Here is a 24,741-nt window from a genome sequence, read left to right as displayed (position 1 = left end):
CGTCTACCCTCGCGTTCCGTCGTGCAGTCGCGGCGCGGACCCCTTGCCCGGATTCGCGAGGACCCTTTCGCTCCCGACGAGCCGCCGGCGAAGCGCTTCGACGTCGAGGAACGACGAGTACAGCACGATCCACGTGAAGAACGGTGCGGCCATCGTCAGATAGATTCCCACATGCAGCGCCGCCCCTGCGGTGAGCAGATACTTGCGCGCCCCGGTGACGAACACGGCCACGAAGAAGAAGACTTCCACCGCTACGGTCACCACGGACCCGGCAACGCACAGCCAGAAGTTCTGCGCCAGCCACAGCCCGGCCGGCATGCCGTGGCGGACGTAGTCGGTCAGGACCATCTGCTGCAGCGTCGCGCCGTTCATCCAGGCCAATCCACCGTCCAGCAGCTTCGCACTGCCCGACGAAAAATAGGCGACGGCCAGCAGGCACTGAATCAGCCGCAGGGCCCACGTCGCGTTGTCCATTCGCGCGTGCGGCCCCCACTGTTCGGGATGACGCGAACGCCTCCCCATCCACGAATCGACCGAATAGCAACAACCGGAGGGCGACAGGCCCAGCAGTACGAGCGCAATGCAGTACAACGCCTCCGGATGGTGCAGCTCGCCATACGAGTAGAGGTGGGCGATCAGGATGCAATAGCCCAGCCCGAGCGTCAGGAGTGCAGTGCGGGTGAAGAAGCCCACCGCGGCCAGAACCCCCGCCGCCGTCGCCGTCGACCAGACGCCGCGCAGAAACGACTCCGTGTGGAAGACCTCGACCGGGACGAGCACCAGGATGCCGCGGATCAGCGCCTGGTCTATGCGCGCCGGATCGTAGGTCAGCGCGACCGCGTAGTCGTCCGGCGAACTCGCGAAGATCAACAGCCACGCCGGCACGAGCGCCAGACGACAGACGGCGAGCGGCACCGCGGTCGTGACAGGGAACCAGAATCGGGTCCACCTGTCTCCCAGGAACGTGAACGAAGCCCGCGATGCGTGGCTGCTCATCGCGGACCCGTACCGGCCGCAGGCCCGGCGGCGGCCCCTTCCTCCCACGGGGCGCCGGGCTCAACGGCGATCGATTCGACCGCCAACGGCCGACGCTCGGGGAACGCGGCGATGCGCCCCGCCTCGAGCACGTAGGTCGTGCGTTCGGCTTCGATGCGCTCGAACGGCGGCAGATCGGCATTCGCCAACGCGCGCCGGAGCTGCGGCGGGACCGAACCCGGCCGGTCGAACAACCCTGGAATCAACTCGGTGTGGTACACGAACCAGCTCATCCCGAGCGCCTCCGCGGTGATCTCCAGGTAGGTCGGCGGCCCGTGCGCGGGCATGCCGTAGAGCCTGTAGTGAACGGCCCGGACGGCCGTGGTCTGGGCGGCGCTGTACAACGGATAGTCGATGAACGGCCACAGGGTGGGGCGATCCCTGAACAACGCCGACAACTGGAGCAGAAGCACGAAGACGACGAACGCGGAGACGGCTGCGTGGCGCGGCCGTAGGGGACTCGCAGGGGGCCGCAACAGGCTGGATTCCCCACCCAGAAACCGCCGGGCCGACGCCGGCGCCGCGTACAGAACCCATGCCCATGCGAGCAGGTCCACTGCATCGGCGAGTTGCATGCGCCAGGCGAACCGCTCCGGCGCCAGGACGTCGAGACCGGCGCTCACGAGATGCAGTGCGCAGGTCAGAGCCAGCAGGCGAGCGCCGCGCGGACCCAGAACCGATGCTCCGAACCCCGCCGGGGAACTCAGCAACGCCGCCGCGTAAACAGCCGCGAAGAACGCGCTCGCGACGGCCAGCCACCCGCACAGAACCGCTACGTTGCAGATGCCGAGCAGCCAGCGGGCGACGATGAAGCCGACCGCACCGGCGCATCGAGCCATCCGCAGCGTTCGCTCCATGCCTGTAGTGCCGCCCCGCACACGGCCTGACCGCGAGGGCGCTCAGAACGCACGCCGGCTGTCGAGCAGGACGGTCACGGGACCGTCGTTGACCAGCTCGACGTCCATCATCGCCTGGAACTCGCCGGTCTGCACGGACAGGCCACCCTGACGGAGCCGCCCGACGACGGCCTCGTAGAGGGCGCGGGCCTGCTCCGGGGCAGCCGCCTCACTGTACGAAGGCCGCCGGCCGCGACGGCAGTCACCCAGAAGCGTAAACTGCGATACGACGAGCACGGCGCCGCCGACCTCGGCAACCGAGAGATTCATCTTTCCCGCCGTGTCGGTAAACAGGCGCAGATCCCTGATCTTGTTCGCAACGTAGGTCACGTCGTCGTCCGTGTCCTCCCGGCCGACGCCGAGCAGGACGAGGAGCCCCCCCGCCATCGCGCCAACCACCCGCCGGTCGACGGTCACCGAGGCGCGCCGCACACGCTGCACTACGGCCCGCATGGCGCTGATCCGCGTTCGACGCCAAGGCGGAGAATCGGGGCAACCGCAAGGTCGCCCATCACGACGGCGCGGCGCCCTCCGACACCGGCTCGGGCAGATCGGACGGGATGTGGCCTGCAGCACGCAACTCGCCGGGAGGATTCAGACGCGTGTCCAGCAGATGCCGTGGAGCGACGTTGCCGAGGGCCTTCAGCATCGAGCTCTTCACGCCCGGATGCTCGCGCTCGAGGTCCAGCAGCCAGCGTTTGATCCGCTGCCGCTTAAGGCTGAGGTCGCCGCAGACCGGACAGCAGCAACCGATCACTTCCAGCCCGCATTCGCGCGTATACGCGCGCGCTTCGTCCTCCGTCACGTAGACCAGCGGCCGGATGACGACGTGCCTCCGGTCGTCCGAGACCAGCCGCGCCGGCATCGCCTTCAGCGACCCGGCGAAGAGCAGATTCAGCAGCAGCGTCTCCACGAAGTCGTCCGCGTGGTGCCCCAGCGCGATCTTCGTCGCGCCCACCTCGGCGGCGATCCTGTACAGCACCCCCCGCCGCAGCCGTGCGCACAGCGAGCACGGGGTCGCGTCGGCGTCGAGCACGTCGTCCATGATGTCGCCGATAGACGTGTGCTCGATGCGGTACTCCCACCCGCGATCTTCACAGGTACGGGCGATGACCTCGTGCTTGTAGGCGGCGTAGCCGGAATCGACGTTGACGGCCACCAGCGAGAAATCGACCGGCGCGCGCCGGCGGAGCACGTCGAGCAGGTGCATAAGCGCCCAACTGTCCTTGCCCCCCGACAGGCCGACCATCACACGATCACCGTCCTCGATGAGATCGAAAGCCTTGATCGCGCGGGTCGTCTTGCGGGCGAGCCGGGCTTCGAGAGTGCTCTGGTAGGCCATGCGATGATCGTCGCACAGTCTATACTCCCCCGGAGTCGTCTCACAAACGACGGTCGTGACTACACACGTGCAAGGGAATGAAGATATTGACGGGAAGGCTCGGCCGCAGTCTGCGACCCCTTGGCAGGGTCGCATCCGGCTGGAGATCGGCGGCATCGTGCTGCATCCTCCTGAGCGCCGCCCTGACGACCGTGTGGACGCAGTCCGGACAATTGCCTTTCGGTGGTGACGAACCGCACTACGTCATCATGTCCGTCAGCGTCGCCCGCGCCCTCGACCTCGAGCTGCGCAACAACTACTGGTGGGACGCCAGGACGCGAGAGGTCTTCGGCCCGGTGAACGCGCATGCCCTGCCCACGACGAAGGGCTGGTCACCGATGCACACGCCAGGGCTCGGCATGCTGCTGGCCGCCCCATGGTCGCTAGCCGGCGTGCTCGGCGCCAGAGTCGCTCTGTCTGTGATTGCGCTGTCGTTGCTGGCGATGGGCTGCTGGCGCCAGATGCGCGACAGCATCTCCCCGCACGCGGCACGGTTTGCCGTCCTGGGCATCATCGCCTGTGTGGCGACGATCTTCGGCGGCTCCCAGATCTATCCGGACCTGCAGTGCGGCGCGATCGTCCTGGCGCTGGTTACGTGGGTGTGGAGTCCGGCGCGGCGCACGTTGCCGGGATGGGCAGGCTACTGGCTGGTCGCCGGACTGCTCCCCTGGCTCCATACGAAGTACTTCGCCACCTCGGTGCTGCTCGCGGCGGTCGGAGCGTGGCAGGCCCGGCGCGACCAACGGCGGCCCGCCCTGGCGCTCTCGGTGCTGTTCGCGGCCGGGAGCGGTTCGCTGATGTGGTGGCACCTGCAGACGTTCGGCGGCGTGCTGGGTTGGCGCCGGCTCGCTGATCTGGGCACCGATCCGCTGCGGGTTCTGGAGGTCTTTCTCGGACTGCATCTCGACCAGGCCCAGGGCATGTTCTTCCAGCAGCCGTTACTTCTGGCGGGGCTCATCGGACTCGGCCACATGGTTGGCCGGCGTCACCCGCTGACCGTACCCTGGCTGCTACTCTACGGGTCCCTGATCGGCCCGAACTCGATGGAGCTGAATTGGTACGGCGGAGGCGGACCCGCCGGACGTTTCGCCTGGTCGGCGATGTGGCTGTGGATAGTTCCACTGGGCATCTGGCTGAAGGACGAGAGAGCCGCGGTAGAACGCTATGTTCGCCCGATCGTCCTGACGGGACTGGCGTACCAGGCGGCCCTGGCGATGCAGTGGGTCCCGGCGCCCTCCACGTTGTTTCCGCGCTACTCCGAGCTGCTGTGGGAACGGAACTCGCTCTTTCCGGTCGACTTGCGCCACTTCGTTCCCAGCTTCTACTTCTGGGACTTCGAGACCTACCTGTCACATCCTCCGAACGTCGTCTGGGTGACGGCGGCAGTACTACTGGCCGTCACCGGCTTCCTGTGGAACAGCCGCCGTAGAATCGACTACCGACCGGCCGGCTGGTGGCCATGGTCCTGACGGCTGCGACGGCAGCGAACCGATGGTTGCCGGCCGCCATCCTGTTTCTCGTCCTTGCGGCCATTCATACGTGGTCCCTCGCGACGGGGCCGGCGCACCTGTCGTTCCTGAATGACGACGAGTGGCTCAACGCGTGGGCCGTGGCGTGGATTGGACACCAGATTCCCCGCGATCCGCTGCACCTGTTCGACGCGAACATGTTCCATCCACGCCGCGGCGCCCTCGCCTACACGGAGCCGCTCATCGTTCCCGGCCTGATGGCCGCCCCGATTCACTGGCTCGGCGGTTCCGCGCTGCTCGCACACAATGTTCTGGTCTTGGCTGGACTGACGCTCACCGCGCTGGCGACGTACTGGCTCGTCAGGGTCTGGACCGGCGACTGGCGGGCCGGTCTGCTGTCGGGCGCGCTGTTCGCGTTCAGCACGCCGTTCATCACCCGCATCCCGCATGTGCAGGCGCTGCACGCATACTGGTTGCCGCTGGCTCTCGTCGCGCTCCAGCGGCTGCTGACATACGGGCGGGCGCGACATGCGGCCTGGCTGGGGCTCTGCGTGATCGGCGCGGCCTTGACGTCGGGGTATCTCGTGGTCTTCCTGTTCTTTGCGCTCGCGGCCGCCGCGGTGGCGCGTGCACCGGCGTTTCTGGGACGTGAGGGGATCCGACTGCTCGTGCGTCTCGTGGCGGCGGCGGCGGCCACGCTTGTGATCCTGCTCTTCTTGTTGCGACCCTATCTGGATGCGGACAACCGCCGACCGCCGGCCGCCGAGACGCCGGAGATAACGACGGCGCTGAGCAGCTATCTCGCGTCGGCCGCGCATGTGCACTACAGAACGTGGAGCGGCGGATTCTACCATCGGGCGCCCGGCACGTTGTTTCCCGGCTGCGTCGCACTCGTACTGGCCGGTGTTGCCCTCTGTCGCCGGCGGCGGGCGGCGCCGTGCGGCACGCGGCGGCTGCTGCTGGCAGTCGGAGGCATCGGCGTACTGCTGTCCCTCGGCTCGCACACGCCGTTCTATATCTGGGCATACGAAGCCTTCCCCCCGCTGCAGGGACTCCGCGCGGTCAATCGTTTCGGAGTTCTCCTGGTGTTCGCGACGGCGGCGCTGGCCGGCATCGGGCTGAGCGGATGTACATGGCCTGCGCCGGCGCGACGGCGGACCCTCGTCACGTTCATCCTGATCGCGCTGGCCACGGTGGAGAGCTTCCACGGGCCATTCGCATACTCCCGGCTCGACTACGCCGGAAGCATCCACCGCTTGTTGGGGAGGTCGTCCTGGCCCGGCGCAGTTCTCGAACTGCCAATCTACGGGTTCCGCGAGTTTCACCGGAACGCCCGGTACCTGCTGGCCTCCACGGCGCATTGGCGCCCGCTCGTGAACGGCTTCGGCGGTTTCGCTCCGCCGGATTTCGACGAGACCGTCCAGGTGGCACGGCAGTTCCCGTCCGTACCGGCGGTGGCGTGGCTTCAAGACATCGGCGTCGGGTACGTCGTCGTGCACCTGGATGCGTTTCCCGACCCGATGCACGCGCTTCGGAGTCTGATTCGGCTGGAGGGGCGACGGGACTTGGCGCTGGAGGCCGTAGAGGGAGCGACGAGGCTGTACAGGGTTCGACCCGAGAGAGCTCGTGCAATCGCAGCACTGACGCCCGCCCCGCGCTGGTCGCAGCTCCGTTTCGTCGACGATTCTACCGACGGGAGCATGCTGCGGGCTGCCGGCGGAACGCGCCGCGCCTTCGGATTCCAGTCGCCGCGGCGCTTCATCGCTTACATCGAGCCGACGGGGTTGGAGTCGTTCGTGGCCCTGCGACTGCCCGTCCCGATGTCGGGTCGCTTCCTGGACGCCACGACCGGCGCGGTGCTGCAGGGACTTGCGATTCCGGCCAGCGAGGCCGCCGACCCGCCGGTCCGCGTGATCGCGCCGCCCGGGCATCACGGAGTGCTGCTCGACCTGCACGCCCGGCGGGGCCCCGACTAACACTAACCAGGTAAACCTGAAAGCTGGGCTGGAATCGGCCTACGGGAGTCGAGTGTCGGTTCGGTCGTGAGGGTTCGCATCGGGCGAGAGGGTGAGCGGATCCGGCCCTCCTGCGGTAAGTTGGTGTTCAGTGACTAACGCCAGCACGCAGACAGGACCGGATCATGGACCGATTGTTGCAGCTTCTCGGACGGTTCGTCCAGTTCAGCTACGCCTGCTGGGACCGCATCGTGCTGCGCGGCTATTACCCAAGCCTGCAGCGCCCGGCGAACATCGTCCACCTCTTCCGTGACGTCGGGGGCGAGGCCCGGATCACGCCGGCCGTGTTGGCGCGGCGGACGGCGAGCTACCGCGCGTGGCTGGAGAGCTATGCCGAACAGCAGGGGATTCCCATCCTGACGGCGCCGAAGGGCGCCCGCAAGGAGGAATTCGTCGCGCCCTACTACCGTGCGTTCAGGGGCGAGTGCGGCGTGGTCGTCATCCTCAAGAGCATGGAACAGAGCTCGACCTTCATCTCCTACGAACCGCGCCACGCCCCGCCGAGCGGTGACGATTATCGGATTATCAACCGCGCCAGCAAGCGCTTTCTCCACTACTACTTCTACATCCTGGACCCGGTCATGGGACCGATGAGCCTGTGTGTCGCGTCGTATCTGCCTTTCACCGTCAGCTGCTTCCTGAACGGACACTCCTACGTCGCGCAGGAGCTGCGGCGCGCCGGTGTCCGGTTCCAGATGGACGACAACGCGATCGTCCGCTGCGCCGAGCCCGACCAGTTGAGCGCCACCGCCGACCGCCTCGACGAGAAGATCTTGCGGCAGCGTGCTGGCTACTGGACCTCGCGCCTGACCCCGAGGTTCAGTCCCCGCGAGCGCGCCGCGTGCGGGCTCGACTACCAGTGGTCGGTGGCCCAGATCGAATTCGCCCGCGACGTGATCTTTCGTCGCCGGGCGCGGCTGCACGAGCTGTTTCAGCGGGCGGTCGAGATCGGCGTGGCCCTGGGCGGAGCAACCCAGACACGGCACATTTTCGGGCGACGCATCAACTGCCGCTACCAGGGCAAGCTCGAGACCATCCTGGAGCGTCGTGATGAAGGCTTCCCGGTGCTGCGGGGGTACTACAAGAGCTCCTACGTCAAGCAGTACGAGAAGGGCGACCGGCTGCTGCGCACCGAGACCTGCCTGAACGACACCTACCACCTCGCCATCGGACGCAAGCTCGACAATCTACCCGCGATCAAGCAGCATCTGGCCGCCACGACCGACCGCTACCTCACGCAGCAGGCGGAACTGCTCGATTCCACCGTGGACCGGGGCGCGCTGGCTGCGCTGGCGGCACCGGTGACCACCGGGACGCGCCGCGTGCCCGGCATCAAGCTGCATGACGACCGCCTCGTCCGACTGCTCGACAGCCTGCTGTACACCGGCGGTTTGCTCGGGGACTGGACGACCCGACAACTGCACGAACGCATCCTGGCTCGGCACCGCCTCGGCGAGGATGACTACACCCTCGGTCAGCTTCGTTACGACCTGGGCAAGCTCCGCGCCCATGGCTTGGCGGAGCGGGTCGGTCGCAGTCGGCGCTATCGACTCACCCCTGACGGTGTGCGGCTCGGCGCGTTGCTCGTCAAGATCCGCACCCGTCTGCTCGGTCCGATCTTCGCCGACCCTACCCTGGCTCCCAAGCCACGTAGCAAGAACCCCAGCACCGTGGAGGCCGCCCTGCGCACCGTCGACCGAGCCCTCGACACCCTCTGTTCCACCCTCGGGCTTTCCGCCGCAGCTGCCTGATCGCCGGCAACCCGTTGCCGACGGCGAGGACCGCGCGTCACACGCCCGCAGTTTGTACAGAATCCGAACTTCCGCCGGACAAGGCAGCTAACCAGGTAAACCTGAAAGCTGGGCTGGAATCGGCCTACGGGAGTCGAGTGTCGGTTCGGTCGTGAGGGTTCGCATCGGGCGAGAGGGTGAGCGGATCCGGCCCTCCTGCGGTAAGTTGGTGTTCAGTGACTAACGCCAGCACGCAGACAGGACCGGATCATGGACCGATTGTTGCAGCTTCTCGGACGGTTCGTCCAGTTCAGCTACGCCTGCTGGGACCGCATCGTGCTGCGCGGCTATTACCCAAGCCTGCAGCGCCCGGCGAACATCGTCCACCTCTTCCGTGACGTCGGGGGCGAGGCCCGGATCACGCCGGCCGTGTTGGCGCGGCGGACGGCGAGCTACCGCGCGTGGCTGGAGAGCTATGCCGAACAGCAGGGGATTCCCATCCTGACGGCGCCGAAGGGCGCCCGCAAGGAGGAATTCGTCGCGCCCTACTACCGTGCGTTCAGGGGCGAGTGCGGCGTGGTCGTCATCCTCAAGAGCATGGAACAGAGCTCGACCTTCATCTCCTACGAACCGCGCCACGCCCCGCCGAGCGGTGACGATTATCGGATTATCAACCGCGCCAGCAAGCGCTTTCTCCACTACTACTTCTACATCCTGGACCCGGTCATGGGACCGATGAGCCTGTGTGTCGCGTCGTATCTGCCTTTCACCGTCAGCTGCTTCCTGAACGGACACTCCTACGTCGCGCAGGAGCTGCGGCGCGCCGGTGTCCGGTTCCAGATGGACGACAACGCGATCGTCCGCTGCGCCGAGCCCGACCAGTTGAGCGCCACCGCCGACCGCCTCGACGAGAAGATCTTGCGGCAGCGTGCTGGCTACTGGACCTCGCGCCTGACCCCGAGGTTCAGTCCCCGCGAGCGCGCCGCGTGCGGGCTCGACTACCAGTGGTCGGTGGCCCAGATCGAATTCGCCCGCGACGTGATCTTTCGTCGCCGGGCGCGGCTGCACGAGCTGTTTCAGCGGGCGGTCGAGATCGGCGTGGCCCTGGGCGGAGCAACCCAGACACGGCACATTTTCGGGCGACGCATCAACTGCCGCTACCAGGGCAAGCTCGAGACCATCCTGGAGCGTCGTGATGAAGGCTTCCCGGTGCTGCGGGGGTACTACAAGAGCTCCTACGTCAAGCAGTACGAGAAGGGCGACCGGCTGCTGCGCACCGAGACCTGCCTGAACGACACCTACCACCTCGCCATCGGACGCAAGCTCGACAATCTACCCGCGATCAAGCAGCATCTGGCCGCCACGACCGACCGCTACCTCACGCAGCAGGCGGAACTGCTCGATTCCACCGTGGACCGGGGCGCGCTGGCTGCGCTGGCGGCACCGGTGACCACCGGGACGCGCCGCGTGCCCGGCATCAAGCTGCATGACGACCGCCTCGTCCGACTGCTCGACAGCCTGCTGTACACCGGCGGTTTGCTCGGGGACTGGACGACCCGACAACTGCACGAACGCATCCTGGCTCGGCACCGCCTCGGCGAGGATGACTACACCCTCGGTCAGCTTCGTTACGACCTGGGCAAGCTCCGCGCCCATGGCTTGGCGGAGCGGGTCGGTCGCAGTCGGCGCTATCGACTCACCCCTGACGGTGTGCGGCTCGGCGCGTTGCTCGTCAAGATCCGCACCCGTCTGCTCGGTCCGATCTTCGCCGACCCTACCCTGGCTCCCAAGCCACGTAGCAAGAACCCCAGCACCGTGGAGGCCGCCCTGCGCACCGTCGACCGAGCCCTCGACACCCTCTGTTCCACCCTCGGGCTTTCCGCCGCAGCTGCCTGATCGCCGGCAACCCGTTGCCGACGGCGAGGACCGCGCGTCACACGCCCGCAGTTTGTACAGAATCCGAACTTCCGCCGGACAAGGCAGCTAACGGAAGACCCGCGGTGGGGCAATCCCGCCTTTCGACGGGACGAGTCGCGACAGCGCGAGCAGCGCAACCCCGTAGATGCCCAGGGCGATCACCTCGGTGATGGTGAAGCCCAGGTAGATCGACAGCAGCACGCTGGCCAAACCGCCGACGACGGTGAACAGTCCGTTCATGCCCCAGGCCCACGCGACTGCCGCCCGTGAACGTCGCTCGACGCACAGCACGCCCAGAGGGAACGCCATCCCCATGAAGAACCCGATTGGGAAAAGGTAGAGACCGGCAATCGTCATCCGTAACGACACCGGCAGTCCGAGTGCGGCATCGAAAAGGAATTCGTGCGTGACCAGGAAGAACCCTCCGTACAGCAACGTCCCGACGAAGGGCAGATGCCAACGTTCCGTCGGCAGGACCCGCAGGCGCGGCGACGACAGACTGCCCAACCCCGCCGCGAGCAGCAGCGTGAACAGCACTATCGCGTACGTGTACAGGGGGTACCCGATGAATTTCCAGAGCTTCTGAATGAAGGTCAGCTCCAGGATGATGAATCCGGCCCCGAGACACGAGAAATACACCAGCGTGCTCGCCTTCCCGCGCCATGGCTCGCGCCCCACCCGCGAGAATGCAAGCGGCACGCCAATGAACACGAACGCGAAGACCAGCGAAACCACGCCCGTCACGATTAGATGGACCACATCCATCGGAATCCCACCCCCGCGTTCGACCTGGCTGTTCAGCAGGTATGCGACCTCCGGGCGGACGAAGCCCTGCCGGTCGACCGGAGCCCCGCTCAGCCGCCGGCGAATGAAGTTGAAATACGGGCGATCGTCGGTCGTCGGAACGATCCGGTAGCCGGCCTGCTCGACGATCTCCGCCGGGAGGGCCCCGGAGTAGAACTCCGGCGGCAGATAGCTGCCCCGGGGGTCGAGCGGGTCTTCCACGACTTCATAGTGCGCCTCCCGCCCCGGATCCAGCGAGTACAGGTCCCTGAGCCGGCGCATCTCCGACGCCGTCCACGGAGTCATCTTGACCAGCACCGTGGGCAGCGAGTCGATCTCGATCGGGTACCTCATGACCACGACGACGTGCCGCCGGAAATCGGTCCGTCCGAGCCGCTTCCAGCCCAGGGCCGCCGTCGTGACTATACGCGGGTAGATATGGTGGTTTATGTGCAGGATACCGTCGCCGCCCAGGCCTTCGAAATACTCCTCGAACGCGTCGGCGGTCAACAGATACGTCGGGTCCATCGCCCCGGCTCCGGCCGCAACGCTCGAGGTCGAATGGTTGCTGAAGATCTGGATGATGTCGTACGGCTGGTCCGCCGCCCGAAGAAACGCTCGCCCTTCGCCGTGCACCGCGTTGACCTGGAAGTGGTTCAGCACCTGTCCGTTGTAGAAGCTGTACTCGTTCCGTCCCAGATCGATGACTTCTCCCACCAGCTCGACGGCATCTATGTCGCCGGCGCCGAAGGCGAGGGCGGCCCGTATCTCCTGACCCGCGGCGCTGCCGATGACAAGAACCCGCCGCGCGCTCCCTTCCCGCATCCAGTGCGACGCGAGGACGCCCCTTTGCCAGAAGTTCCGCAGAAACCCCCCCTCGTCGTTCCCTTCGGCCGCCATTCCGAGCTCGCGCCGCAGCCGCGGGTATTGTCCGTCGAACGGATATATGAAGCTGGACTGTGATCCGCCGTCATAGATGATGTTCTTGACCGGTCCGATGTCGATGACCTCGACTTTCGAGATCGGATCCCACCTGACGACTTCCGATCGGCCCTGGGCGCGCGCGTCTCGCAGCCCCCGATCGGCCTTGTGCTCGACGAAGACGAGGTAGCCGGGGAGCAGGAACGGGGTCACCACGAGCAAGGCCGCCAGCGCGGCAGGCACAAGGCTCCGTGGTCGCCACGGGACGAACATGACGGCGGCGGCCAGCGCCACGCCCGCTGCAACGAGCAGCCCGCCCCCCGGGCCAATCGGGAGCAGCAAGGGGACCAGCGCCACCGAACCGATCGCCGCCCCCGCGAGATCCCAGAAGTACAGCACCTGTATATGTCTGGCGTGCGTCGTGAACACGAGAGCGAAGATCAGGCCCGCCAGCAGAAACGGCATGGTTATCAGGAAGTACACGGCCAGGAAGCAGGCGAACTGAAACAGCGGCTGCGCGGCGATCGCATCGTAGTGGAAGGGAATCGCGTTGAGCGCGGGCCGAATGACGAGCAGCGACCCTGCCATTCCTACCGACAACCACCACAGGCGAGTTGGAACCTGTTCGGCGTCCGGCAGCGGCCGCAGGGTGGTATATATTCCAGCGAGTCCAAAGGCGAAAAGGGCGCTTGTGATGATCATGTAGCCGATGTTCGGATACAGAATCACGTCGAACACGCGCGTGAGGAGAAGCTCGACCATAAGCGTGTTGAATGCGGTCAGACCGATCCCGAGTGCGAGTCTTTGCATGGTTGCGCGGAATGTACCATGCGGCCGCGCGGCGCCGCAAACGGGCAGGCCTGCCCGGGCGCCGGTGAAGTGCCTCGGGGCCTGCCGGCTGCCGGCTCCGGCCGGATCGAAGCCCCACTTCATTCGCACGGAGTACCAGCGCCGGAGCCGCGCTGATAAGCTGGGCTCGCAGACAGGAGGCGACCTTGACCGATTCGATTTCCCCGTCTTCCGGGCGTCCCGAGGGCGCGGACGGACGACGGATCACCGTGATCCAGCAGGAGCTGTTCAAGCCCGGACGCTCGAGGGCTGCGCGCTACGCGCAGCTCGTCGTCGGCCGGCCGGGCGTCGGGGCGCTGGTCAGGTATGAAGCCATCGTGACCCTGTGCAGCGCCCTGCCCGGCGCGATCGGACTCTTCCTGCGCTCCAGGCTGTACCCGCTCCTGCTCGGCCGCACCGGGCGCAACGTCACCTTCGGCTGTAACGTGGTGCTTCGCCATCCGCACAAGATCCGAATCGGCGACAACGTCGTGATCGACGACGGATGCTGCCTGGACGCAAAGGGGAACGACAACCACGGCATAGACATCGGCACAGGCGTCTTCATCGGCCGCGGGACGATACTCAGTTGCAAGAACGGCGATATCGAGATCGGCGACCATGCCAACATAGGCTTCAACTGCGAGATATTCTCCGGCGCCCGCGTCCGACTCGGCAAGCACACGCTGTTGGCCGCGTACACCTACCTCGTAGGCGGAGACCACACCCACGATCGCACCGACGTCCCCGTGCTCCATCAGGAACGCATTGCCCGGGGAATCGAAGTAGAGGACAACGCCTGGCTGGGCGCGCATGTCGTCGTCGCCGACGGCGTGACCATCGGACGCGATGCAATCGTCGGGGCCGGCGCCGTCGTACGCACCCGGATTCCGCCATTCGCCGTCGCGGCCGGTGTGCCGGCCCGGATCATTCGCGACCGGCGAAACGACTCACCGGCTTGACTCCGCCCGCACCGAGATGCGCTGGCGCCTGTCGCATGCGATATTCTTGTCGGAGCCCGGTTCCACCCCGACAAGAGCGCCCGGCGTATCCGGACCGCCCGTCGCAAGGAAGATGACCGCAACCCCGCGTCCGCTCAACATCGTTCAGGTCTGCGATCACCTCGGCTGGCCCGGCTCACGGATGCACGGCGTCAAGCGATTGTTCACCTGGATGATCCCGCGCTTCGACCCCGAGCGATTCAACGTGAGCCTCGTCAGCCTGCGCTCGCCCGATACGTCGCAGGAACGCCTGGAGGACTACGGCATCGACGTCACGTACCTCTCGCGATCGAAGTTCGATCCGCTGACCCTCCCCGCGCTTCTGTCGGAGCTCGACCGGCGCAAGACCGACGTAGTCCATATGCACGGATACGGCGCAACCACCTTTGGACGGCTGGCTGCCGCACGACGCGGCATCCCCACCGTGCTGCACGAGCACGCGAACCTGACGGGAACCCCGTGGTTCCAGAAGGTGGCCGACCGGCTGCTCGCACCCTACACGGACCTCGCGATCGCCGTGTCGCGCTCGACGGCCGAATTCGTCATCGGGGCGCGGCAGGTTCCGCGCAACCGGACGAGAATCGTCTACCTCGGCGCCCCGCTGGAGGATTTCTGCAGAGCTCGGACACCGGAGGAGGTGCGGGCGATGCGGTCGTCGCTGGGCTTGCCGGCCACCGGCCCGGTAGTCGGCACGGTCACCAGACTGATGCCGTCGAAAGGCAACCGGTACCTCGTCGAGGCGGCCAGGCTCGTGCTGGACCGCGATCCGGACGTTCACTTCTGCATCGTGGGAGAGGGAGAACTGCTCGGCGACCTCAGACGGCGGGCCCGGCGGCTCGGTGTCGCGGAACGCGTCCATTTCACCGGCTTCACCCGTAACGTGGCCGGGGCGCTCGCGGCATTCGATCTGGTCGTTTTCCCATCGCTTTGGGAAGGAACTCCGCTGACGGCCTTCGAGGCGCTCGCGGCCGGGCGCCCGATCGTCGCGAGCGACGCCGACGGTCTCACCGACATCCTGCAAGATGGCCGCGATTCCGTCGTCGTCCCGAAACGCGATGCCGGGGCCATCGCTCGGGCCGTAGTGGCGCTGCTCGACAATCCGGGCCGCCGCGACGAACTCGCCTGCGCCGCCCGCCTTACCGGCGCCCGCTACGACATCACCACCTTCGTGCGAAAGATGGAACGGCTCTATCGGATAATGCACGAGTCTCGAGGCAAACCGGCGCCCCGCGGCCTTGCCGGGGTGAATCTAAGCTTCCTTTCCGACCAGGAGTCGGCGCCGCAGCGGACGGTGCTGACGCAGTGACGCGCCTTCCCCCCGCCGGCGCAGGTAGAAACATGGTCACCGACCGGCGGTTCCCTCGAGCCGACCCCGCCGCCGCCAGCGAGGCAGGGCGGCGGCGGGAACCCGGCGGCGACGTGCTCAGTGGGCCGTTTCTGATCGACGGCCACGTTCACTACTACCCGAACTTCGATCGAGATCGGTTCTTCGACAGCGCGCTCGCCAACTTTCGCAGCGCCGCAGGCGCCCATGCGTCGAACACCGAATACGCAGGTTGGCTGCTGCTCGCCGAATCCGCGGGCATGCACTACTTCCGGCGTTTTCGCGACACGGCCGGACAGACCGCCGACGGCGTCTGGACCATTCAAGCGACCGGGGAGGCGGAAAGCCTGGTGGCCCGGCGCGACACCGGCGCGAAGCTGCTGCTGGTCGCCGGACGGCAGGTCATCACCGCCGAGGGTCTGGAGGTCCTCGCGCTCTGCTGCGACGCCAGCCCCGACGACGGCCGGCCGCTTCGAGCGGCCGTCGCTGCTGCGCGCGGCCTGGACGCCATCGTGGTGCTTCCCTGGGCCTTCGGGAAGTGGTGGTTGCGGCGCGGCGACCTGATTGACGAGTTCGTGAAGGCGGCCGAACCGACCCGGATCTTTCTTGGCGACAACGGCGGCCGCACGCGCCTTGGACCTCGGCCGCGCCCCTTTCGGGTGGCGGAATCACGCGGCATTCGAATCCTTCCGGGCAGCGACCCCTTTCCGCTGCGCTTCGACGCGGGGCGCACAGGAAGCTACGGTTTCGTGATCGATGGAACGGTGGAAAGATCGCGACCGGCCGCCGGCCTCAAACGCCTGCTCAGAAGCGGCGTCGACTCACCGTTGCCCTACGGCGATCCGATCGGGGTGATCGGATTCTGCAGGAACCAGTTGCTGGTGCGCCTCAACCCGCAGCGCAGCCGCCTTCGACGTGCGGCGTCAGGGCGATGAGCGCGCCGAGGAAGCGGTCGTCACGTGAGCCCGGGGCAAGGAGGCTTGGAATGAACCCCGTGCTCGTTCGAACCGACAACAGATAGCTCCAAAGGCCTCGCACGAGGACGCCGGACGGCTCCAGCAGAACACGCGCCTCCACCCCGGGCCGCAGGTCGGTCGCCGCTTCGTCACCTCCGAAACGCACGGTAACCTGGTTCGCGACCGGCGCGCGGAGCGTTACCTCCATCGACGACAGGCAACGCCCGCTCCTGAGGGCGATGTCCGTACGGCTGCTTCCGGCCACCCACAAGTCGAGCGCGCCCGAGCGATGCACGTTGCGGTCGAGCATGGAGAGTAACAGTTCGGGATCCGAACGGTATGCTACGCGATGACGGGACGGGTGCAGGGCAATGGGCAAATCGTCGACCATCGTCAACTCGACCGGAAGCACGCGGAGCACTCCGCGCTCGGGACTCAGGTACGGATGCTTGGCCGCGACGAAAGGATTCACGAGAATGTGCGCGGTGAAGACCGCGCCGCCCGCCCACGCGACGATCGCGGGAATAGAAGACGCCAGCGGCGGCATCAGGAACAGCAGCGCCGGATAGATGCTGACAAAGTAACGGTTGCCCGCCGGTCCGCCCCCTCCCGACCAGGTGTACGGCATGGTCCCGCTGAGCACGACGACGCTGAGCGCCACGACACAGAGTGTGCTCCACTGCCACGGACGACGCTCTCGCCGCGCCGTGAGGAAAAGCGCGACCACCACCACGCCGGGAAAGAAGAACGGCAGCAGGCCGAAGTGGCGGCCGACCAGGAAATACCCGAGGTTCCTCGGCATCAGCGACAGGAAGCCGACGCGCCATGCCTCCTCGTCCACATCGTTGGTCGTCATCGAGGTACCGCGGTTGTCGAAGGTGGCTCCCGGATGCTCGAACGGATACGCTTCGTAGAAGATCTTTCGGTCTCCCCCCTGGTAGTTCAGCTCTCCGCTGATGACTGCATTGGTCGCGAAGCTGGCGGCGACAACGACCACGAACACGGCAGCGATGAGCGCGCTGTGGCGCAGGCGCCACCGTCCCGCCGCCAGCAGCACGCAGGGCCCGACGAGCAGGGCATGTGAAGGCTTCGAGAAGGTGGCCAGCCCCAGCAGGACGGCGGCGACTACGTCCGATTCAGGCCTCCACAACCAGGCTGTCCACCGGTCCGGCCGCGGCGGTGCGACCTCTTTGTAGCACCAGCAGAAGTACGCGAACGTCACGCAGGCGGCGTTGAATATCTCGGAGCCCAGAAACACCGCGTGCAGCGGCATGATCGAGACGCCGAAGAAGGCCAGCGCCGAGAAGATCGCTACCGCGCGCGGCGAACGCGCCGCCAGGAAGAAATAGGCCGCCAGGACCATGCCGGCGAGCAGCACCACGTGAAACAGCAGCATGCCGTTGAGACCCGCGATGCGAACGAACGGTGCGGCTACGAAGGAGTAGATGTACGCCTTCCCGAAATAGAGGCGATCGCGGAGATCGCGGACGCCGCCGCCGCGCTTCAGGAAGATGCCGGAAGGCCCGCCCTGGTAGACCTCGTGCAGGCGGGCGATGTCGCGCGACTCGTAGACCAGGTCACCGTCGTAGGCCACGCTGAGCGCCATCGCGACGTAGGTGGCCTCGTCGCCCTTTACCCCGTACGCGGTCCGCGCGACATCGACAGTCAGCGCCGTGCAGGCCCCTGCCAGCAGCAGAAATCCTATCGCCAGCAGTCCCGGATCGACGCCGCGTCGCATTCGGGCGCCAGGGTCGCGGACGGCAGCTACCTTCTCTGCAGCCAACCGCCGAATTGTCGCAGCAAGGGCAAGTACCGGTCAACGCCGCCTCTCCGCCGGACCGCACCCCGGGGCAACGACCGCACTTCCCGGCGTATGGACGGATCGGCAACCCGACCCTTGCCGCACGCGAAGTGAACCGGGAGAAGCTCCACTTTGCGTCTGGTATTCTGCTGCGCATGGTCGGTGAGGGACCGCGGGAACGTACGCGCCGCATCCTGGTCGGTTGCCTGGTGCTTGCCCTCGCGGGGTCCGGGATCCTTCAGGTTCGCCGCCTGGTCTTCGGCGACCGATCGGCCCTCATCCACGTCCGCTGGGCTCCCGAAGTGAACGCGGTGACGAGGAGCGAACGCGAAACCGCGTACGCTCTCACCCGGGGCAACCCGCTGGGAGGGCGGACCTGGGAGTACTACCTGGCGGACATCTCGCGGGGAAACCTCCGCGCGCTGGTTCAGGACTCCGCCATCGAGGTCACCGACGCGGTCGACCGAACCGGGTCTCGTTTCGAAACCGACGCTCCGCGCGGACCGTATGCCAGGGGACCCGACTGGCTCGCCGAAGTGCTGAACGGCCTGGTCGTACTGTTCGCGACCCTGGCGGTGCTCGCGTTGACGACGGCGATACTCGGGTGGCTATGGCTGCCGGCTTTCCTGCGGTCTCCGCACGCCGCGCTCTCCTCCCTGTTCACCGACCCGCGTCGAGCGGGCCCGGCGCTGGCGGAAACCGCGGCCCGCTGGGTGTCGCCGGCCTCACCGGACGGCGCGGGCGGTCACAGGCTCGTGGCGGCGGTATTCGTGACGGGCTGTGCCCTCCGGCTGATTCTGTCATTCGTCAACCAGCAGGCGAACGACGATCACATGTGGATCATCCGCACGATCGCCTTCGAAGACCGGGTGCCGGGCCTGAAGGACGACTGGCAGGGCTATCAGCCCAAGCTCTATCACTGGACAGTGGCATGGCTGCTGAGGTTGGCGGCACCGTGGATCCCCGAGGGCGGAGACGTCCAGATCCGGATCGCCAACCTGGTCAACTGCACGGCAGCCATCGCTCTGCTTCTCGTCGCACGGAGCTGGCTGAGGCGCTCGAGCCTCCCGCCCCCCATCGTGCTGATGACGTTCGGCTTCCTGGTGCTGAATCCACGACTCGTCGGCGTCGGCAGCCAGGCGACCAACGACATGTTCGTCATTCTCTTCGGCACGCTGTCCCTGTTCTGGGGAGTGCGATTCTTCGACGCCATGTCCTGGCGGGCGCTGTTCGGGATGAGCGGTTTTGCGGCACTCGCGGTGCTGTCCAAGGGGAATGGACTCGTGGTGCTGCTGGCCCTCGCGTGCGTTTTCGCGGCGCTGCTGGTCCGGCGCACCAGCCACGACGCGTGGCCGCGGGTGCGGCTGGCGACCGCCGCACTGCTGTTCGTCGGGGCCGTCATCTCTTCCGCGGCGGCGTTCGGTCCGTACCTCGACAACTATCGGGACGCGGAATCGCCGTTCGCGCAGAACATGAAGGCGCCGCCGCTGCCGCACTTCTTCGAAGAGACGACCGCGTACCGGCCCGGCATCCGGTCGGTCGCGAGCGGCATCTTGACGTTTCGTCTCGGCGACATGCTGCGGGAGCCGTCGCTGGTGAACCGGACGCTGCACGACCTCGACGATCCGACGAACTACGACGCGAGCGGCTACCCGCTGCACCAGACATCGTTGTGGTCGCAAGTGTACGGACGGTTGCATTTCGTGCACTTCGACAGTTGGCCGCCGACGTGGCAATCCGACAGCGCAATCGTTCTCTGGATCGGCCGGGCGGCGCTCGTGCTCGGGCTCGCCCCGACGGCCGTGCTGCTGATCGGTCTCGTGCGCGAGGGCCGTCGCAGCCTCATGGTGCTGGCGGACCGTGCGCCGGCGGTTCCGGCCGCCGGAGCGCTCCTGTTGACCGTTGCGGCGTTCGGGTCTCTCGGCTTCTCGATCGTCTATGCACTCACCATGCGCGATTTCGGCATCATGAAGACGATCTACATGTTTCCCTGTATTCTGGGCTTCGCGTGGTGCTTCGCACAGGGCTGCGAATGGTTGCGCGCGCGTGCGACGCCGGCAGGGCGCCGGCTGCCCGCGTGGTTCACGGGGAACGTTGTCGCGCTGTGTACGGTGTACTTCCTCGACATCGTCGCGCTGATCGCGGGGCTGCTTTCCGCCTGACGCGCCAACATGCGCGTCCGGGTCTCACCGAAAAGTACCTCGCCACGCGGCAGGACAGCTTCGCGCCGCCTCCTGCCGGTGCCGTCAGCCGCCTCCTGAAGGCGAATCCGGAGCTGTGACGACCGAACGCTCTCGACCGTCGACATGGTCGCCCCACCCGCCGCAAGCGTCGGCCTGCGTGGTCCGGAACCGCCTGGCTGCCGCCGTCCGGCCGTACGTACAGGTGGCGCGACCCGACCACTGGTTCAAGAACGTCTTCATGCTGCCGGGAAGCCTGCTGGTGCTGAACGCGACGGCCGGGTTCGGCAACCCGGCGCTCGCCTGGCGGATCCCGCTGGCGTTGGTGGCCGCCTGTCTCGTCGCGTCGAGCTACTACGTGCTCAACGACATTCTGGACGCGCCGTCCGACGCGAGACATCCGGTCAAGCGCAACCGGCCGATCCCTTCCGGGAGAGTGCGCCTGCCGATCGCCTATGCCGAGTGGGCGGCCCTCGCCGCCGCAGGGTTCGGCATGGCCACCCTGATCGGGGGACGGTTTCTGCTCACGATCGTTGCCCTGTGGCTGATGAGCCTCGTATACAACGTCCGACCGATCCGGGCCAAGGACCGAACCTACCTCGACGTGCTGGTCGAGGCGATCAACAACCCGTTGCGGCTCGCGATGGGTTGGTATGCAACCGGGACGACGCTGGCGGTGCCCTTGTCGATTACCCTGGCGTTCTGGATGCTCGGCGGCTTCTTCATGGCGGTGAAACGCTTCGCGGAGTACCGGCACCTCGACGACCGCGAGCGCGCCGCCGCCTACCGCGCGTCGTTTCGCGGCTACACGGAAGAGCGCCTGCTCGTGCTGGCGATCTTCTGTGCCGTGGCGTTCGGGCTGTTCCTTGGAATCTTCCTGATCCGCTACCGGATCGAGTTGCTGCTCATCGTGCCCTTCGTTGCGGGACTGATCGCCTGGTACATCCACCTGGGATTCCGGAGCGACAGCCCGACCCGAGATCCGGAACAGCTCTATCGGGAGCCCTACTTCATGGCGTTCATCGTCGTCTGCGTGCTTGTCGGCCTTCTGGCCCTCAACATCGATCTCCCGTGGCTGCGGGAGCTGTTCAAACCCACCGCGATCCTGGATGCCGGGGGAGAGTAGCAGCGCAGGCCCCAGCGGGCGCGTAGGGTGGCGGGGATGAATCGAGGGACGGGCCTCATCGGCCACGCCGCACGCGCAAGCATCGCGGGGATGAGCACGCTGCTGCTGGCCGTCCTGCTCGTCGTTGCCGGGCGTCTGCTCGGAGACCAGGAGTACGGCAAGTTCTCCTTCGCCCTGGCGCTGGCGATGATCTTCGAGACGGTGATGGACTTCGGCTTGAAGGAAATCACCACCCGGAAGGTCGCGCGCGACCGCAAGGCGGCGCAGTCGCTGGTAGCCCAGACTTTCGGATTGAAGCTGGCGCTCGCGCTGGCTGCGGCGATCGGCCTGGTGGTGGCCGCGAACCTGTTGCGTCCGGAGGCGGACGTCCGGCTGGCGTGTTATCTGCTTGGCGCCGCCTCGATTCTCCGATCCTACGTGCTGACGATTCGGTACACCCTGCAGGGGATTGAGCGATTCGGCCTGGACGGCCTCGTCGTGGTCATCGACCGGTCCCTGTTGCTGGTCCTGGGCGCGGGAGTCCTCGCGGGCGGCTTCGGGCTGATCGGGTTGGCGGTCGCCTTCGTCGGCGCTCGCGTGATCTCGTTGATCGCGGCCTGGGCGCTGGCCGCCGGTCAGATCGGAGCCTTTCGCCCGGCGTTCGACCGGGAGCGTTGGCTGGCGCTTCAGCGTCAGGCCCTGCCGTTCGGGGCCTTCATCATCGTGCTCCATCTGTACAGCTACGCCGACACGGTCATGCTCGGCGTGATCCGGGGGGACGAAGAGACAGGGCTCTACAACGCGGCCTATCGGCTCTATGAAGGCCTCGCCAACGTCGGACAGGTGCTGCAAACCGTGCTGATTCCCAGGCTGTCGCTCCACTATGGGACCAACCGGGCCGCGCACGGTCGGTTGGCGCGTCGCGGGTTGCTGGCCGGTGGCCTGCTCGCGCCCGCAACCGCGGCGGCGGGCTTCCTCCTGGGCGAACGGGCGGTCATCCTGCTGTTCGGACCAGCGTACGCACCGGCGGGGCAGGTACTGCAACTCCTCTCGATCGGTTTCGTGTTCGTCCTTCCGCTCTGCGCTCTGTATGCGGTGGCGCTCTCGGCGGGCGCCGGCGCCTGGCTTCTGCGGACGGCTGTCACGGGATGCGTCGCCAACATCGCACTGAACCTGGTGTTGATTCCCCGCTTCGGAATGCACGGCGCCGCCGCGGCCACCGTGGCCGGCGAGGCGTTGAGCATGACCGTGTTGGCGATGGGTCTTCGGCGCCACGTCTGGCCGCCCGCCGGCGTTCCCCGCCCGACGACCTGCGAGTAGGGACACGTGAGGGCAATCAGGCAGGAATACGATATGCACCGCGCAAGGACGGTGTGAGCCGCCTCATGCCGGTGTCATTCCTCGGGTGCGTCCGTCGCTCTCGCCGCGAGGCGCACCTGCACACCCAGATACCTCTCGTCGTCGGAGTCCAGCTCCGACAGGTGCGGAACGTAGCCGTCCCGTGTCCGGATGGAAAGCAGATGCAACCACGAATTGCGGGCGTAGACCGCCCGTGGCTCGATGCGGAGCGTGACCGGCAGATCGCCCCCGACCTGCACCGTCTCCGTGGCTCCACCGATGGACACTTCCACCGTGTTCGGCACGTGCGACGACAGTTGGACCGCAAAGACTTCCACCGGCACGAAGGTGCGCACGATGATTTCGGCCGTCGCCCCGCCCTCGATCCACATCGCGGACTCCTCGGGAGGAGTGGAGTGCCCGTCGAGCAGATACAGGAACATCTCGGGCTTCTCGCCGTACTGAAGGCCCCGCCGCTGCGGGATGAGATTGACCGGCAGGTCGCTTACCATCGTGAGTTCGACCGGCAGCAGTCTCAGAACTCCCTGCTGGGTGGGCGCATAGGTCTGGCGGGCCGAGACCAGGGGGTTGATCAGAATGTGCGCCACGAAGATCGAGCCGCCCGTCCAGGCCAGCACCGCGGGCCACATGGTGGCCATCACCGGCGCAAGAAAGAGAAACACGCCATAGGCGCTGAGGAAATAGCGATTCCCCAGGGGGCCTCCGCCGCCCGACCAGGAATGCGGCAGAAGAAACAGCAGGACCGCGGCCATGCCGCAGGCAGCCCCGAGGACCAGGACGTGCCAGGCGGCCATGGAACGGCGCCGCCACAGCATGCACGCGACGGCCACCACCGCCGGAAAGAAGAACGGCACGAATCCGAAGTGCCTCCCCACGAGGAAGTAGCCGGCGTTGCGCAACAGCACGAGCCACGACTCGATCCTGTCCGGCGGCTCGTCGAACGTCACCTCGTTGGTCGTCATCGGGATGCCGGCCTGGTCGAAAGCCGTGCCGTGCTCGTAGGGAAATCCGCCCGCGCCGCCATAGAACGTCCGCCGGTCGCCGCCCATGTAGTTCCATTCACCGGTCATGAGCGTGTTGACGCCGAACGCCCCGGCCGCCACCAGCCCGAAGACTCCCGCCACCAGCAGACCGGGAACGTACCGTCCGCGCCACCAGTAGAGCGCGACCAGCGGGGCGAACAGGGCCAGATTGGGCGGCTTGGAGAACGTCGCCAGCCCCAGCAGCACGGCGGCGATCAGGTCCGACCGCGAACCGGCCAGCCACCGCGATTGGGGGAGGCGTTCCGGCGGCGCCACCTCCTTGTAGAGCCAGAAGAAGTACGCGTACACGACCAGCGCGAAGTTGAGCATCTCCGGTGACAGCCAGACGACGTAGATCGGCGTAATCGACGCGCAGAGAAACGCCAACGAGAACGCGCACGCCACACCGTCCGGCGAGCGCGCGGCAACGAAGAGGTATCCGGCCACCGCCGCGCCGGCCAGCAGCCAGACGTTCAGCACCAGCAGACCGTTGAGCCCGAGCACCCGGACGAACGGCGCCGCCACGACGGCGTGAAGCCAGGCCTTCGCGAAGAAAAGTTGCCCGGGCGCCCCCGGCCCCGCCTCGCGCTTTAGAAAGAGACCCTCCGGCCCGCCTTGATACAACCGGTAGAACCGGCTCAAGTCCGTCGACTCGTACACCATGTCGCCGTCATGAGCGGCGCTCAGGGCCATCATCACGTAGGTGGCTTCATCTCCCTTGACGCTCCCCAGTGCGCCGACGACGTCCAGCGAGAGGGCCGCCGCGGTACCCGCGACGGAGATGGCGAGTATCAACAGCAGCCCGGGCTCGACGGCGCGGCGCAGGCGCCGGGACCGAATCCCGCCCGACGACGATTCGGAGTGCCCCGTCACTTGACTGCTCTCATCGGGATTCCAGCCCCTGCATGCGGCGGACGGCATGAAGACGACGGCGCGGCAGTCATCGAAGCCCACGAGCACCACGGCTCCGGCCTTGCCGATAAATGCGGATTCTACCACCGCGGACTCAGCGTCCGCG

The 24,741-nt window shown here is 66.8% G+C and carries 17 protein-coding genes; 10 read left to right on the top strand and 7 right to left on the bottom strand.

Features of this window, described 5'->3' with window-relative positions:
- Positions 1-3 precede the first annotated feature (3 nt).
- From F4X11_13100 to ttcA, 4 genes are read right to left on the bottom strand one after another with little or no spacing between them, the layout of a single operon-like run.
- Positions 4-996, bottom strand: a complete 993-nt coding sequence (locus tag F4X11_13100; protein ID MYN65950.1) for a hypothetical protein — start codon at positions 994-996, stop codon at positions 4-6.
- Positions 993-1,874 (bottom strand): hypothetical protein, encoded by an 882-nt coding sequence (locus F4X11_13095; protein ID MYN65949.1) that lies wholly within the window; start codon positions 1,872-1,874, stop codon positions 993-995. Before F4X11_13095 ends, F4X11_13100 begins: the two co-directional genes overlap by 4 nt.
- Positions 1,875-1,934: 60 nt before the next feature.
- On the bottom strand, positions 1,935-2,384 hold the full coding sequence (locus F4X11_13090; GenBank protein ID MYN65948.1) for a D-tyrosyl-tRNA(Tyr) deacylase: 450 nt from the start codon (positions 2,382-2,384) through the stop codon (positions 1,935-1,937).
- Between the two features lie 58 nt (positions 2,385-2,442).
- A complete protein-coding gene (gene ttcA, locus F4X11_13085; protein MYN65947.1) occupies positions 2,443-3,273 on the bottom strand; it encodes a tRNA 2-thiocytidine(32) synthetase TtcA in 831 nt (276 codons plus the stop codon).
- Positions 3,274-3,521: 248 nt separating this feature from the next.
- On the opposite strand from ttcA, the gene F4X11_13080 reads away from it, so the two are divergent.
- The 4 genes from F4X11_13080 (at position 3,522) to F4X11_13065 (ending at position 10,422) form a co-directional block, all read left to right on the top strand.
- The gene (locus F4X11_13080) at positions 3,522-4,781 is read left to right on the top strand and encodes a hypothetical protein (protein MYN65946.1); all 1,260 of its coding nucleotides are present in this window, start codon (positions 3,522-3,524) and stop codon (positions 4,779-4,781) included.
- The gene (locus tag F4X11_13075) at positions 4,772-6,757 is read left to right on the top strand and encodes a hypothetical protein (GenBank protein ID MYN65945.1); all 1,986 of its coding nucleotides are present in this window, start codon (positions 4,772-4,774) and stop codon (positions 6,755-6,757) included. The genes F4X11_13080 and F4X11_13075 overlap by 10 nt, the downstream gene beginning before the upstream one ends.
- A gap of 164 nt (positions 6,758-6,921) precedes the next feature.
- Complete coding sequence (locus tag F4X11_13070) at positions 6,922-8,547, top strand: hypothetical protein (protein ID MYN65944.1); 1,626 nt, start codon at positions 6,922-6,924, stop codon at positions 8,545-8,547.
- Between the two features lie 249 nt (positions 8,548-8,796).
- A complete protein-coding gene (locus F4X11_13065; protein ID MYN65943.1) occupies positions 8,797-10,422 on the top strand; it encodes a hypothetical protein in 1,626 nt (541 codons plus the stop codon).
- 87 nt (positions 10,423-10,509) lie between these two features.
- Here F4X11_13065 and F4X11_13060 read toward each other — a convergent pair whose 3' ends face one another.
- On the bottom strand, positions 10,510-12,957 hold the full coding sequence (locus F4X11_13060; protein ID MYN65942.1) for a hypothetical protein: 2,448 nt from the start codon (positions 12,955-12,957) through the stop codon (positions 10,510-10,512).
- Between the two features lie 185 nt (positions 12,958-13,142).
- Between F4X11_13060 and F4X11_13055 the strand changes: the two genes are divergently transcribed.
- The 3 genes from F4X11_13055 to F4X11_13045 are packed head-to-tail and all read left to right on the top strand — an operon-like array spanning position 13,143 to position 16,235.
- Entirely contained in the window at positions 13,143-13,937 is a 795-nt protein-coding gene (locus tag F4X11_13055) for an acyltransferase (GenBank protein MYN65941.1), read from the top strand.
- Complete coding sequence (locus tag F4X11_13050) at positions 13,825-15,282, top strand: glycosyltransferase (GenBank protein MYN65940.1); 1,458 nt, start codon at positions 13,825-13,827, stop codon at positions 15,280-15,282. The genes F4X11_13055 and F4X11_13050 overlap by 113 nt, the downstream gene beginning before the upstream one ends.
- Before the next feature lie 32 nt (positions 15,283-15,314).
- Positions 15,315-16,235 (top strand): hypothetical protein, encoded by a 921-nt coding sequence (locus tag F4X11_13045; protein MYN65939.1) that lies wholly within the window; start codon positions 15,315-15,317, stop codon positions 16,233-16,235.
- On the opposite strand, the gene F4X11_13040 is transcribed toward F4X11_13045, so the two are convergent.
- On the bottom strand, positions 16,189-17,994 hold the full coding sequence (locus F4X11_13040) for a hypothetical protein (protein ID MYN65938.1): 1,806 nt from the start codon (positions 17,992-17,994) through the stop codon (positions 16,189-16,191). The genes F4X11_13045 and F4X11_13040 overlap by 47 nt on opposite strands.
- Positions 17,995-18,212: 218 nt before the next feature.
- Between F4X11_13040 and F4X11_13035 the strand changes: the two genes are divergently transcribed.
- The 3 genes from F4X11_13035 to F4X11_13025 all read left to right on the top strand — a co-directional run bounded on the left by F4X11_13035 (position 18,213) and on the right by F4X11_13025 (position 22,662).
- Positions 18,213-20,219: a hypothetical protein gene (locus F4X11_13035; protein ID MYN65937.1), complete on the top strand. Its 2,007-nt coding sequence runs from the start codon at positions 18,213-18,215 to the stop codon at positions 20,217-20,219.
- A gap of 259 nt (positions 20,220-20,478) precedes the next feature.
- On the top strand, positions 20,479-21,363 hold the full coding sequence (locus tag F4X11_13030; protein ID MYN65936.1) for a prenyltransferase: 885 nt from the start codon (positions 20,479-20,481) through the stop codon (positions 21,361-21,363).
- 36 nt (positions 21,364-21,399) lie between these two features.
- Positions 21,400-22,662: a flippase gene (locus F4X11_13025; protein MYN65935.1), complete on the top strand. Its 1,263-nt coding sequence runs from the start codon at positions 21,400-21,402 to the stop codon at positions 22,660-22,662.
- Between the two features lie 74 nt (positions 22,663-22,736).
- Here F4X11_13025 and F4X11_13020 read toward each other — a convergent pair whose 3' ends face one another.
- Positions 22,737-24,722 carry a hypothetical protein gene (locus F4X11_13020; GenBank protein MYN65934.1) on the bottom strand — a complete coding sequence of 662 codons (1,986 nt, stop codon included), beginning with the start codon at positions 24,720-24,722 and terminating at the stop codon, positions 22,737-22,739.
- Between the last annotated feature and the right edge of the window lie 19 nt (positions 24,723-24,741).

The organism is Acidobacteriota bacterium (genome assembly GCA_009861545.1).
Taxonomy (GTDB): Bacteria; Acidobacteriota; Vicinamibacteria; order Vicinamibacterales; family UBA8438; genus WTFV01.
The sequence above is the reverse complement of the archived record's forward strand: the minus strand, read 5'-3'. Positions and strand labels throughout refer to the sequence as shown.